Raw genomic sequence first — 14127 nt, forward strand, 5'->3', positions numbered from 1 at the left:
GGTACACACTCGCTGCACAGACCGTTACGGTGTATGGAAAGGTAAGCTACTTGAACTGCTATGGTCAGAAGATAACCTCCCTGGATGTGAGCAAGAACACGGCTTTGACAGGATTGGTCTGCTACTCTAACAGTCTCACCTCGCTGGATGTGAGCAAGAACACGGCTCTGACATCTCTGGACTGTGAGAAGAATAAAAACCTAAGCTCCGTAAAGATCAGTAACAGTATAAACAACTATTTGGACTGCAACGACTGCAAGCTGAGCGCGGAGACACTGAACGAGATATTCACCACGCTTCCCGATGTAAAAGAGCAGACAGAAGGGAAGAAAGAGCTATATATCAAAGGTAATCCGGGAGCGGCGGCGTGCAACAAGAAGATAGCCGAAGACAAAGGCTGGAGATTGGATGTCGGAGATACTCCTCCTCCGTCTGTTCCTAACCAAATGACGATGACGACAACGCTAGCCGTGGGCAAGAAGATAAAGCTTTGGATCTATGCCGAACCGGAAGACCAAGCGGATGTCTGGATAGACCTGAACAACAACAAGGTCAAAGATGCAGGCGAGAGCGTAACCGTATTTAACTCCGAAGAGTACACACTCGGTGCACAGACCATTACGGTGTATGGAAAGGTAGGCAGGTTCGACTGCGAAAAGAACTCCCTCACCTCGCTGGATGTGAGCAAGAACACGGCTTTGACAGAGTTGGTCTGCCTCTCTAACTCCCTCACCTCTCTGGATGTGAGCAAGAACACCGCTTTGACAGAGTTGAACTGCTCCTATAACTCCCTCACCTCGCTGGATGTGAGCAAGAACAAGGCTTTGACAGAGTTGATGTGCGTCTCTAACTCCCTCACCTCGCTGGATGTGAGCAAGAATACCGAGTTGGAACGGTTGGACTGCGACTCTAACAAGCTCACCTCGCTGGATGTGAGCAAGAACACCGCTTTGAGACTATTCTCCTGCGAAAAGAACCCGAATCTTAGCTCCTTGAAGATCTCAAGCAGCATAAATAATACGTTGTGGGTCAACGGCTGTAAGCTGAGCGCGGAGACACTGAACGAGATATTCCGCACACTTCCCGATGTAAAAGGGCAGACAGAAGGCGAGAAAGAGCTATATATCAAAGACAATCCGGGTACGGCAGCGTGCAACAAGAAGATAGCCAAGGACAAAGGCTGGAAATTGGATGTCGAAGATACTCCTCCTCCGCCTGNCGGCTGTAAGCTGAGTGCGGAGACGCTGAACGAGATATTCCGCACACTTCCCGATGTAAAAGGGCAGACAGAAGGCGAGAAAGAGCTATATATCAAAGACAATCCGGGTACGGCAGCGTGCAATAAGAAGATAGCCAAGGACAAAGGCTGGAAATTGGATGTCGAAGATACTCCTCCTCCGCCTGCCGGCAACAGCATGACGATGACGACAACGAAAGCCGTCGGCGAGAAGATAATGCTTAAGATCTATGCCAAACCGGCAGACCGTCCGAATATCTGGATAGACCTGAACAACAACAAGGTCAAAGATGCAGGCGAGAGCGTAACCGAATTTGGCATCAATAAAGGGTACACACTCGGTGCACAGACCGTTACGGTGTATGGAAAGGTAGGCGGGTTCGACTGCGAAAAGAACTCTCTCACCTCGCTGGATGTGAGCAAGAACACGGCTTTGGTACGGATGTTCTGCACCGAAAACTCTCTCACCTCGCTGGATGTGAGCAAGAACACGGCTTTGGTACTGTTGGGCTGCGCCTCTAACTCCCTCACCTCGCTGGATGTGAGCAAGAATATAGCTTTGAAAGTGTTGTCCTGCGGCTCTAACTCCCTCACCTCGCTGGATGTGAGCAAGAACACTGCTTTGACACAATTCTTTTGCTCGAAGAACCCGAATCTAAGCTCCTTGAAGATCTCGAGCAGCATAAATGATAGGTTGTGGGTCAACGGCTGTAAGCTGAGCGCGGAGACGCTGAACGAGATATTCCGCACACTTCCCGATGTAAAAGGGCAGACAGAAGGCGAGAAAGAGCTATATATCAAAGGTAATCCGGGTACGGCGGCGTGCAACAAGAAGATAGCCAAGGACAAAGGCTGGAAATTGGATGTCGGAGATACTCCTCCTCCTCCTCCTCCTGCCGGCAACAGCATGACGATGACGACAACGAAAGCCGTCGGCGAGAAGATAAAGATTTTGATCAATGCCGAGCCGGCAGACCGTCCGAATGTCTGGATAGACCTGAACAACAACAAGGTCAAAGATGCAGGCGAGAGCGTGACCAGCTTTAACTTCAATAAAGAGTACAAGCTCGGCTCTCAGACCATTACGGTGTATGGAAAGGTAACCGCGTTGGGCTGCTACTATGGCAGTCTCACCTCGCTGGATGTGAGCAAGAACACCGCTTTGACATCGTTGGGCTGCTACTCTAACAGTCTCACCTCGCTGGATGTGAGCAAGAACACGGCTTTGAAAACGTTGTCCTGCGAGTCTAACAAGCTCACCTCGCTGGATGTGAGCAAGAACACTGCCTTGACTTATTTGGACTGCGAAAAGAACTCCCTCACCTCGCTGGATGTGAGCAAGAACACCGCTTTGGAACATTTGTCCTGCAGCCATAACTCCCTCACCTCGCTGGATGTGAGCAAGAACACCGCTTTGAGAACGTTGTCCTGCTCCCATAACAAGTTCACCTCGCTGGATGTGAGCAAGAACACCAAGTTGGAACAGTTGGAGTGCTACTCTAACAGGCTCACCTCGCTGGATGTGAGCAAGAACACCGCTTTGAGACGATTCTCCTGTGAGGGTAACCGGAGTCTAAGCTCCTTGAAGATCTCAAGCAGCATAAATGATAAGTTGTGGGTCCGCTACTGTAAGCTGAGTGCGGAGACACTGAATACCATATTCCGCACGCTTCCCGATGTAAAAGGGCAGACCGAAGGCGAGAAGAAGATCTGGATAGTAGACAATCCGGGTACGGATGCGTGCAACAAGAAGATAGCCGAAGACAAAGGGTGGACGGTTAATATTGATTATGATTGAGGGGAATTTCCCTCACCCCGAAGTGGCGGGGCGTAAAATATTGTAGACAAATTCGGGCAGTGCCGGTGCGATAAGTGCCGGCACTGCTTTTTTTGTGCCGAGACGGAAAACCGGAATCGGGAAAAGAGAAAAGGTCGGTTTCGGAGAGCATGAAAATTTCGTACGTACAAAAAAAAATTTATGTGCGCACGAAAAAAAATTTACGTGCGCACGAAAAAAAATTTCCGTAGGTAAGAAAAAATATTTTCGTAGGTAAGAAAAAATATTTCCGTAGGTAAGAAAAAATATTTCCGTAGGTAAGAAAAAATATTTCCGTAGGTAAGAAAATAAATTTTTGTGGCCAAGAAAATAAATTTGTGTGGCCAAGAAAATAAATTTTCGTGGGCATAGAAAAAAATTTTCGTGGGCATAGAAAAAAATTTTCATGGGCATAGAAAAAAAATTTCATGGGTATAGAAAAAAAATTTCATGGGCATAGAAAAAAATTTTCATGCGGACGAAAAAATATCTGCGTGCGCAGAAAAAGTATTTTCTTTAGCATAAGAGTTGTGGCGATCCGGGCATAAANATTTTCATGCGGACGAAAAAATATCTGCGTGCGCAGAAAAAGTATTTTCTTTAGCATAAGAGTTGTGGCGATCCGGGCATAAAAATATATTTTCATAGGCAGGAAAATATATTTTTATACGAATGGGAGGTATTTTTTATGCTTGCGGACATATTTTTGTCTGCGTGCGGAAATGAATTTTCATGATGACGGGAGATGAAGGATCTCCTCTCTCTCCGAAACTTTTTCCCGTTTTTGGAAAAACTTTTTGGCTTGTTTTTTTGAGTTTTTTGGCTGAGAAGAGGTGCTTTTTGGGGGAGAAAAGTTGGTTCGTGTCGGTATTTATGACTAAAGTTTTGGTTCTGTTTTTGAATCTTTGTACCTTTAGGACATCACGATATGCGGGAGAAGCCACACCTGAACATATAACCTGCCGCGGGTGGCGATCCTTGAGACTTTATGCGTTGTAAGTACCGAATGAGAAACTAATAAAAACAAAAATCAGATGGAACGTATCTCTATTAAATTTTTACTATCGTTTTTTCTGCTGTCTGCCCTTCTGTTGGCAGGCTGTCAAAACGAACGCGAATCACTATTGCCGGGACAGAAAGAGCGGCAGCTGACCTTTACGGCATCCATGCCTCAGGACGGCATTTCAACACGAGTGGCATTGGAAAATGATGCTGTCAAGAACATCCTTTCGGCCCGCTGGGAGTCGGGAGATAAAGTAACGTTCGTCTTCGAGCAAGGAGCACGGCTTACGGAACCGGTGGAGGTGGTCGTAGGCAGCATCGGTCAGGAAGGCAAAAGTGCGAAGCTGGACATCGAAGTGCCCGAGATCATAGACACGGCGGAAGAGTACACCATTCACGCATTCTGCGGAGTGCCGGGAGAGGGAGTGAGTATTCGTAACAAAGAGATTCTTTTGGACATTCTGCCCTTGCGAGGCGATCGTCTGTCGGATATTGCCGTTCCCGTCCTTTCCAAGCTCAAAGTGGAGCCCGAAGATATGGCGGCTTCGGGCGAAATGCTTCTTCCGTTCGCACATCTCGGAAGTGTGGAGTATGTCGATCTCAAGAACAGCTCGGATGCGGAGCTGAAAGTGCTCAACTGTCATCTCTACGGCACCGATCCGGGAGCGGACGAGTGGCGCTATCTGCCCGGCAACGGGAAGCACTATCTCTACAAACCGATGACTGACGAGGTGGTGTCAGCAGACGGAGACAAGCCAAACCCTTTGGAAGCAGCGGGATCCGGCATCGGCATTGCACCGGGAGCGACTCACACGTTTGCCGTTTGGCATCGCCCTACGGGAAAGAACATTCCGGAGTTCGGCATATCCATGCAGACGGAGCATGGCACCAAACTCTCGGCCAACAAAAAGAGAGCCAAAGCGTTCTCGATGACTGCCGGCAAGGCTTATCGTGTGCAGGCGGAGTGGAAAGAGAACAGCCTGAGAATCCTGGGCGATGGCGTGGAAGAGGATCTGCCTTCGATCTCTTTGACCACGGAGAGGGCAGTTGGCGGGAAGATTTGGCTTTTGGTAGATGCAGATGACGCAGACCGTCCGGATGTCTGGATAGACCTGAACAACAACAATACCAAAGATGCAGGAGAGAGTGTAACCACGTTTGACGAAAAACAAGTATACACGCTCGGCTCTCAGACCATTACCGTGTACGGAAAGATAACTGTTTTTAACTGCTCCGCGGCAGGAATCAAAACGTTAGATCTTAGTAAAAGTCCGGCTTTGAAAGAATTGCTCTGTTTCGAGAATCCTCTCGCTTCGTTGGATGTGAGTAAGAACACGGAACTGGAAAAGCTGGAATGCTGCGATATAGATGAACTTACTGCTTTGGATGTCAGCAAAAACACAAAGCTGACTTATTTGGACTGCTCTGGCTCTTCGATCAGCTCTTTGGACGTGAGTGAAAATATACGGCTGACCAAGCTGGTCTGCCACTCTAATCCTCTCAATTCGTTGGATGTGAGTAAAAACACGGCTTTGTCCGAACTTTTATGTAACAAGATCGGGCTGAAATCTTTAGATGTGAGCAGTAACGCAGACTTGCAAGAGTTGTATTGCAACGGCAACAGCCTCACTTCGTTGGATGTGAGTAAGAACCCAGCATTGATTGTCTTGTCTTGCAGCGAAAATTTCCTCCCTTCTTTAGATGTGAGTGGTAATAAGAAGATGACTTATTTGGATTGCAGGGACAACAAAGAGTTGAGCTCTCTGAAGATTCCCAACAGTATAAATAATGCACTGTTCAGCCTCAATTGTAAGCTGGACGCAGAGACACTGGACGAAATATTCAAAACTCTTCCCGATGTAACAGGGCAAAGCATTGGCGATAAGAAGGTCTTTGTTGCAGGAAATCCCGGAGCGGACGCCTGTCATCCCGAAATAGCCACCCAAAAAGGATGGAAAGTGGATGTCGTGGGGCTTCCTCTTATCAATAGCATGGTGCTGACGACAGAGAAAGCGGTCGGAGAAAAGATCAATCTTAGCATAGATGCAGATGACGCGGACCGCCCGGAAGTCTGGATAGACCTGAACAACAACAAGAAAAAAGATGCGGGTGAGAGCGTAACCCAATTTGGCAAACACCAAGAGTACACGCTTGGAGCCAAGACCATTACCATATATGGAAAGGTAACCACGCTGCGGTGCGAGAAAAATGGCCTCACGGCACTGGATGCGAGCAAGAACATTGCTTTGAAAGACTTGAACTGTAGGGAGAATAAACTCTTGATATTGGATGTAAGTAAGAACCCGGCTCTCGTCCGGCTCTCTTGCAATAATAATCTTCTCAATGCACTGGATGTGAGCGAGAACGTTGCTTTGAAGTATCTGTATTGCGGTAACAATAAGATCTCCCGTTTAGACTTGAGCAACAATAAGAATCTGACCTATCTGGAGAGCCGTGATAACAAAGAGTTGACACATCTGGAAGTTCCCGGCACCCTAAACTATGGCTTGGTTCTTTCCAATTGTAAGCTGAGTGAAAGCGTATTGGACGAGATCTTCCGGACACTTCCCGATGTGAGAGGACTCACCGGCAACCAGCAGATCCTTATTGCAGGCAATCCCGGAGCGGCTGCTTGTCATCCCGATATTGCAACATATAAGGGATGGAAAGTGGATGTCGCGGGGCTTCCTTCTCCTTGGGAGATGGTTCTGACGACAGAGAAACCGGTCGGCTCCAAGATCACACTTCTGTTGGATGCGGATGCGCCGGATCGTCCGGATGTCTGGATAGACCTGAATGATAACGATGTTAAAGACGCAGGCGAGGCAGTAACCGTATTTGGAAGATTCCAAGAGTACACCCTCCGTTTCTCTGACTTCACCATATATGGAAAGGTAACCGCCCTCAACTGCAGTAATCAAGAAATCATCGACTTGGATGTGAGCGACAACCCGGCTTTGAGATATTTGGGCTGCTATAATAATAAGCTCACGGACTTGGATGTGAGCGACAACACGGGACTGAAGGAGTTGTACTGCCAGGGCAACCGGATAGAAACATTGGATGTGAGCCACAACACGGCTTTGGAAGGGTTGGGCTGCTATAATAATAAGCTCACCTCCTTGAATGTGAGCTACAATACGGCACTGAAGGGGTTGTACTGCCACGGCAACCGGATAGAAACATTGGATGTGAGCAAGAACACGGCTTTGGAAAGGTTGCAGTGCCACGACAATCTCCTCACCTCCTTGGATGTGAGCTACAACCCGGCTTTGGAAATATTGAAGTGCAACAATAATAAGCTCACCTCCTTGAATGTGAGAGACAATACGGCACTGAAGGAGTTGTACTGCTACGGCAACCGGATAGAAACATTGGATGTGAGCAAGAACACGGATTTGACGGATCTCCACTGCGACAGGAATAAGCTTACAACCTTGGATGTGAGCAAGAATATCATGTTGCTAGCGCTGATGTGCTACGAAAATCAGCTCACCTCTTTGGATGTGAGCAAAAACACGGATTTGATAGTGCTTTACTGCGACAGGAACAACCTCACCTCCCTGGATTTGAGCAATAACATCTTGTTGACGGAGTTGAACTGCTTCAAGAATCAGCTCGTCGCGCTGGATGTGAGCAAGAACACGGCTTTGGAACATCTGGACTGCTACGTAAACAACCTCACCTCCCTGGATTTGAGCAACAACAAGAATCTGACCGTCTTCGGCTGCGACAACAACAAGGATCTGAGCTCTTTGAAGATCTCCGGCAGCATAAACGATATGTTGTATTGCCGCAACTGTAAGCTGAGTGCCGAGACACTGAACGAGATATTCCGAACGCTTCCCGATGTAACCGGGGTGGTGGGAGGCGAGAAGACCATCTACATCCACGGCAATCCGGGCACGGATGAGTGCGACAAGAAGATAGCCACGGACAAGGGCTGGACGGTATCTCTTGACCCCGTTCCATAATCTCTGCTCCTGAGGAAACAGACAGACGCAGGCAGCGCCGGTACGATGATAAGTGCCGGCGCTGCTTTTTTATGTCGAAACGGAAGAGGAACAGCAGGGTAGAAGAGCAAGCGGAGCGGGATACTTTCCCGGGGGCTGTAAGTGCTTCATAATAAGTGTTTTCGGAGGCGGAAAGAATTCTTTGCGGAAAGCGTCAAAATTTCTTGGCCAAGAAAAATTTTTTTCTTGGCCAAGAAAATAATTTTTTGTGGCCAAGAAAAAATATTTTTGTGGCCAAGGAAAAAAAATTGCGTGGCCAAGGAAAAAAAATTGCGTGGCCAAGGGGAAAAATTTTCGTGGCCAAGGGGAAAAATTTTTGTGGCCAAGGGGAAAAATTTTTGTGGCCAAGGGGGAAATTTTTTGTGGCTAAGAGGAAAATTTTTTGTGGCCAAGGGGAAAAATTTTTGTGGCTAAGAGGAAAATTTTTTGTGGCCAAGGGGGAAATTTTTTGTGGCTAAGAGGAAAAATTTTTGTGAGTAAGGGGGGAATTTTTTGTGGCCAAGGGGGAAATATTACGTGGCCAAGGAAAAAAAATTGCGTGGCCAAGGGGGGAATTTTTTGTGGCCAAGGGGGAAATTTTTTGTGGCCAAGGGGAAAAATTTTTGTGGCCAAGGGGAAAAATTTTTGTGGCCAAGGGGAAAAATTTTTGTGGATAACCCTTAGGAGAGATGAAAATAAGGAGAGAAAAAGCTGAGGATGGAGGAGGAGAAGATGGACTTTAATCCGGCTTAATTCCCAATGGATAGCTGCTCCAAGATTTCCCGGTATCTATCGGAAGATATACGGGGAGTGGAGGGGATTGTCGGGGCGTCGATCCATCTTTTTTCTATCTCGAAGTAGTCCGGTGCTTCGGTTCGGATGCCTTCAGCTTGCCATACAGACCATTCTTCTCCCCAAAGTTGCTGACATTGCACCGGAGAAACGGAGTGTCTTCGTAGCCCTTTCTTCTCTCCCAATTGTCGGTGTTTTCCCCGAACAGCTCGATCACAAGCTCATGCCGTTTGTCAAGACCCTGCAAGAGCTTTGTGCCGGGATTCTCTCCCCACCTTTGCAGCACCCAACAGCTCTGCGGAAAGGCTTGCATCATCTCCTTTTGGATGGCGGACGAAGCAAGGGCAACATCTACTCCGGAGCTATTCCCTCCCTCATGGAATGGATCTCCTCCAAAGTGTCTGAGATCATTACCATACAGCCGCTTCATCTCCTGGTAATAGATCTGCGCCACTCTTTTGAAGTTCGGATCCGTGGGAAGTAAAAAGTCGGGGCGTTGAAATCCTCCTGCCCCTCTGCCTTGAGGGATGATGCCGGCAGAGAGTTTATCCTTGAGCGTCGTAGGCACCATGCCATAGAAGCCTTGCATGACCGGCTCGATACCCAACTCTCTCATCCGTTCGAGAATCTTCTGTTGCAACTCCTTCTGCTGCTCTATCAGAGTATCGCTTACGGGACCTCCCCAGCCCTCCAAGTTGCCCATCAGCCACCAGACACCAAACACAGGATGCGCAATGAAGTCTTTAATCTCCTCCTTATAGAGAATAAAGTTTATTTTTGCGGAGAAGATAAAAACGAAAGACTTATGAACAAGAAATATCTCGTTGGTTCGCTTTTTCTAAGCTTTCCCTTGGCGATGTGGGGACAGAGCAAAGATCGTCCCAATGTGCTGATCATATATGCCGATGACCTTGGCTACGGAGACCTGGGCTGTTATGGAGCTAAAGGCGTGGAGACGCCCAATATCGACAAGCTGGCAGAGGAAGGAGTCCGGTTCACCAACGCCTATGCCATGGCTGCGACGAGTACGCCGAGCCGATATGGTATGCTCACGGGAGAGTATGCGTGGCGGAAGCCCGGGACGGATGTTGCGGCGGGTGATGCAGGAATGATCATCAAGCCGGAGCAGTTTACCCTCTCCGATCTTTTCAAGCAGGCGGGCTATGCCACGGCAGCCATCGGGAAGTGGCACCTTGGTCTTGGGCCGGAGACAGGCAAGCAGGACTGGAACAAGCCTCTTACGATGGGACTGAAAGACTTGGGATTCGACTACCACTACATCATGGCTGCCACTGCAGACCGCACTCCTTGCGTCTTCATCGAACAAGACACCGTCGCCAACTACGATCCGTCTGCTCCCATCGAAGTGAGCTATCTGCGACCATTCCTGGGAGAATCTCTGGGACGGACACATCCGGAGCTCCTTCAACTGCGCTCTTCTCACGGGCACGACATGGCGATCGTGAACGGCATTGGCCGCATCGGTTACAGTCGGGGAGGAGGTCGTGCGTTGTGGAAAGATGAGAACATCGCGGACAGCATCACTGCGAAAGCCGTGCAGTTCATCCGCGAACACAAGGACCAACCCTTCTTCATGTACTATGCCACGAACGATGTCCACGTCCCCCGCTTTCCGCATCCTCGCTTCCGGGGAAAGAGCAGCATGGGACTGAGGGGAGACGCCATCGTACAGTTCGACTGGGCTGTGGGCGAACTCCTTCGCACCCTTGACGAGCTCGGCATCAGAGACAATACCATCATCCTCATCTCCAGCGACAACGGGGCTGTCGTTGATGACGGCTACGAGGACAGAGCCGAAGAGCTTCTTGGAGAACACCGCCCGTCGGGAGGTCTGCGCGGATTCAAGTACAGTGCATTCGAGGGCGGCACTCGCGTCCCGGCGATTCTCTCTTGGCGCAGAGGGCAGCAGGGCAAAGGCACCTCCGACCGTGTCGTGAGTCAGGCGGACTGGCTGGCGAGCTTTGCCCACCTCCTCGACATCACGCTCTCGTCCGGTGCCGCTTCCGATAGTCGCCCGGCGCTCTCCGCATGGCTTGGTCGGCACGATGCTCCGCACCGCTCTCATGTGATCGGGCAGGCTGCCAACAAGACCCTATCCGTCCGCACACCGGAGTGGAAATACATAGAGCCGTCCAACGGAGCACCCATGATCACGTGGGGACCGAAGATCGAGACCGGTTACCTCCCCCGTCCGCAGCTCTATCACCTCCCATCCGATCCGGAAGAACGACACAACGTTGCCGACAAGCACCCCGACATCGTCCGTCGGATGCAAGCAATCCTTCAGAAAGAACGCAATCCCTAAAGCCTCCGGCTGTTTGGAAAAAAGGGGAAGAGGCTCACCGATCATGGCGAGTCTCTTCCCCTTTTTTTGTTTAGAAGTAAATGAAAAATTAACTTCCGGAATTAGACATATTGCTTATTGATGGGGCAATTTTACCCCTAAATATCAAGCAGAGGATCGTATTGAAAATTCGGACATCGGAGTAGAAATGTACTACTTCTCCAAAGGTTCTGATGCTGTTATTTGATCTGTCCAAAAAGGTTTGTTGAGATAATGGATATTAGAAGACTGCCAAACCCATCCGAAAAGGACTATCTGCGTCTCGACAGATACAAGCAGAGGTACGTATATCTTAGACAAAGAGAGCCGTGATCTTATTTTTGTGCATAAAAAGGGAGTATATCGCATGAGTCGTGAATTGTCAAAATGATACTTCCGACACCTAAAAGCCGAACTCAAAAGTACTTGGGACAAAATTATCTTCCTTGCATGGAACAAACGAACTAACCTTCCGTTTTGCAATTAGCTATTTAAGCGCAAGATCTGCACCTAAAGATAATCATCTACCTTGCTTGATACGGATAGTAATGGGAATTACAGCTGAAAAATGAGCTATGCCCGATAGCCCATACACATATCGTCTTTGTTCTTTGGAGGGGCTTGCCTCCGTAGTAGTATTGCTGGGCTGCGAGCCGTGGCGAGCAAGGAAGAGCAATTCCTCTCCAGTCATCTGCCATACGGGCTTGCCCAAAAGTTCTTCTAAAATCATACTTCATTGCAGTTGAGTTGTGAATACTTTTGCCCTTGCGCATCGGGATATCAGTCAGCTCTGACACTGCAAAAGTATGGGCTAATTTACTGTTTGTAAAAGGGTAAGTGATTCTCGGTAAATGCAAGGAAAAAGTGGAAAGTCAAAATCTCTCATAGCCTCACCCACAACACTCATTTTCACACGAAAAGAGGCTCGCAGAGTATCACTACCCCGAGCCTCTCGCTCTATATCGCCCCCCCCTAGCCCTACTTTGGTTTTTTCAGTGTTAAATAGGGAAATCCCCTCGCTCCTCTGCTCGGTTATTCATATCCTTGTAAAATAAGTTTTGTTATTCAAATAAAGTATATGGCAAACAAAAACCTCAAAGAGGCTAAAGCTGCTAAGAATGATGAATTCTATACGCAGTATCACGATATAGAGGCTGAAATGAATGCCTACATAGAATATAGTGCGGAAGTATTCCGAGGCAGGACGGTATTGCTCCCCTGTGATGATCCCGAATGGAGCAACTTCACACGTTTCTTCGTGGCTAAGTTTGACGAATTGGGACTAAAGAAACTGATTAGTACGAGCTTAGCACAAGAGAGCAAGAACTATAAATCTGATTGGCAACCCTCCCTATTCGAGACAGAAGATCCTCGATACAATGCGGAGAAGTCGGCTATTTGTGGGAAAATTTTCACCCTCACTCATGACACTAATTATAACGGTAAGATTGATATAGATGACTTGGAATGGGAGTATCTCGAGGGTACAGGGGATTTCCGTAGTACAGAAGTAACAGCTCTGCGAGATGAAGCCGACATCATTGTGACGAATCCACCATTTTCGTTCTTTCGTGAGTTCTTAGCTTGGATTATGGAGGGAGGTAAACAGTTTGCTGTCATTGGTAATATGAATGCGATTACCTACAAGGAAGTATTCCCTCTAATTAAAGAGAATAAAATCTGGCTGGGGGCGACAGGGAATGGGAAAGATATGGTATTTGGAGTTCCTAAAGGTGCTAAAGTTGATGAAAAGGATAAGCAAAAGGCAGCTCGCTTAGGATATATTGGAGACTATACAAGATTAGGTAATTCTTGTTGGTATTCCAACCTTGAGCATGGTCGTCGTCACCAACCTTTGGCTCTTATGACAATGGAGGATAATCTGCGATACAACAAGAAAATGAAGAATAAGGAGGCTTACGATCGATACGACAACTATGATGCTATTGAGGTGCCTTTTACCGATACAATCCCTTCGGATTATGAAGGCGTTATGGGTGTTCCAATATCTTTTCTTGATAAGTACTGCCCGGAGCAATTTGAAATCTTAGGTATAGACCGATATATAGAGGACAATCCTATTCCAGGTAAACGATGTAGTATCAATAATAAAGAAGTCTATGCGCGAATACTCATTAAGTTCTTGCTCTAATAAAAATACGTTTGTATACTCTCTGAGCTTGAATAAGAGGCTGTGTTATACCGCTATTGCTATACCAAAGTCCGTTAGAAAGCCCTTTACCTTCGCTTTCACTACACCCTAAGATTTCAACTAAGTAGCATAAATGCAAATACAATAAATGAAAACAGAACTACATACCGAATGGACTGTAGCCGACATTTGCAAAGGCTTTGTTTACAATGAACTTGAGGGCAAAGGTCTTTTCGGCTTAGACGGCAAGCTTACGATACAGCCAGAGTATCAACGGCACTACATCTACAACGATGGCAAAAAAGATGTTGCAGTCATTAAGTCTATTCTAAGTAGCTACCCCTTGGGTTTGATTTACTTCAATCTTACGCCCGAGGGTCAGTATGAGGTGTTAGACGGACAGCAACGGATTACCTCTATCGGGCGTTTTGTTACGGGGAAGTTTGCTATTCAGGATTCCAATGGTAATGTTCAATACCTCTCTGGCTTACCTGCGGAGCAGCAACAGCTCATATTAAACTCAAAGCTTTTGGTGTATGTCTGTCAGGGTGAAGAACGAGAGGTTAAAGAATGGTTCAGAACCATCAATATCACAGGTGTACCGCTCAACGAACAGGAGCTACTCAATGCTATCTACTCAGGGGCATTTGTCAACGCAGCGAAACGAGTTTTTAGCAACTCGCAGAATGCTGAGGTACACAAGTGGAGCCACTATACAAGGGCAATGTCAAGCGACAAGATTATCTCAGGATAGCCCTCGAATGGGTGAGCACAAGCCTGCATAAAACTATC

Annotated in this window: 6 protein-coding genes, 1 pseudogene and 2 CRISPR repeat arrays; of the genes and pseudogenes, 5 read left to right on the plus strand and 2 right to left on the minus strand. The window is 47.7% G+C overall.

Annotated elements, in window-relative coordinates; all coding sequences use genetic code 11:
• Positions 1–665: 665 nt before the first annotated feature.
• Positions 666–943: direct repeats of the CRISPR family, unit length 26 nt; unit sequence CTCACCTCGCTGGATGTGAGCAAGAA.
• Between the two features lie 1424 nt (positions 944–2367).
• A CRISPR array of direct repeats spans positions 2368–2773; the repeat unit is 28 nt; unit sequence TCACCTCGCTGGATGTGAGCAAGAACAC.
• A gap of 1314 nt (positions 2774–4087) precedes the next feature.
• Positions 4088–8029, plus strand: a complete 3942-nt coding sequence (locus tag JT26_RS00145) for a leucine-rich repeat domain-containing protein (protein ID WP_036844440.1) — start codon at positions 4088–4090, stop codon at positions 8027–8029.
• A gap of 203 nt (positions 8030–8232) precedes the next feature.
• Entirely contained in the window at positions 8233–8526 is a 294-nt protein-coding gene (locus tag JT26_RS00155; protein WP_152566946.1) for a hypothetical protein, read from the plus strand.
• 368 nt (positions 8527–8894) lie between these two features.
• Here JT26_RS00155 and JT26_RS00165 read toward each other — a convergent pair whose 3' ends face one another.
• Positions 8895–9659 (minus strand): alpha-N-acetylglucosaminidase TIM-barrel domain-containing protein, encoded by a 765-nt coding sequence (locus JT26_RS00165; RefSeq protein WP_081966341.1) that lies wholly within the window; start codon positions 9657–9659, stop codon positions 8895–8897.
• 36 nt (positions 9660–9695) lie between these two features.
• Here JT26_RS00165 and JT26_RS00170 point away from each other — a divergent pair, with 36 nt between their 5' ends.
• On the plus strand, positions 9696–11165 hold the full coding sequence (locus JT26_RS00170) for an arylsulfatase (protein WP_235299997.1): 1470 nt from the start codon (positions 9696–9698) through the stop codon (positions 11163–11165).
• A gap of 547 nt (positions 11166–11712) precedes the next feature.
• Here the strand turns inward: JT26_RS00170 and JT26_RS00175 are convergent.
• Positions 11713–11913: pseudogene (locus JT26_RS00175) on the minus strand (DUF3853 family protein); the annotation flags it as partial.
• Between the two features lie 348 nt (positions 11914–12261).
• Between JT26_RS00175 and JT26_RS00180 the strand changes: the two are divergent.
• Positions 12262–13335, plus strand: coding sequence for an adenine-specific methyltransferase EcoRI family protein (locus tag JT26_RS00180; protein WP_081966342.1), 1074 nt, complete (start codon positions 12262–12264; stop codon positions 13333–13335).
• A gap of 148 nt (positions 13336–13483) precedes the next feature.
• Positions 13484–14089 carry a DUF262 domain-containing protein gene (locus JT26_RS10940; RefSeq protein ID WP_235299988.1) on the plus strand — a complete coding sequence of 202 codons (606 nt, stop codon included), beginning with the start codon at positions 13484–13486 and terminating at the stop codon, positions 14087–14089.
• Positions 14090–14127: the final 38 nt, after the last annotated feature.

The organism is Porphyromonas sp. COT-108 OH1349 (assembly GCF_000768755.1).
Lineage (GTDB): Bacteria > Bacteroidota > Bacteroidia > Bacteroidales > Porphyromonadaceae > Porphyromonas_A > Porphyromonas_A canoris.

What these genes read in the sequence shown, in the direction of transcription:
- JT26_RS00145 (WP_036844440.1), top strand. Translation starts at nt 4,088, where the DNA reads ATGGAACGTATCTCTATTAAATTTTTACTATCGTTTTTTCTGCTGTCT.
- JT26_RS00170 (WP_235299997.1), top strand. Translation starts at nt 9,696, where the DNA reads ATGTGGGGACAGAGCAAAGATCGTCCCAATGTGCTGATCATATATGCC.
- JT26_RS00180 (WP_081966342.1), top strand. Translation starts at nt 12,262, where the DNA reads ATGGCAAACAAAAACCTCAAAGAGGCTAAAGCTGCTAAGAATGATGAA.
- JT26_RS10940 (WP_235299988.1), top strand. Translation starts at nt 13,484, where the DNA reads ATGAAAACAGAACTACATACCGAATGGACTGTAGCCGACATTTGCAAA.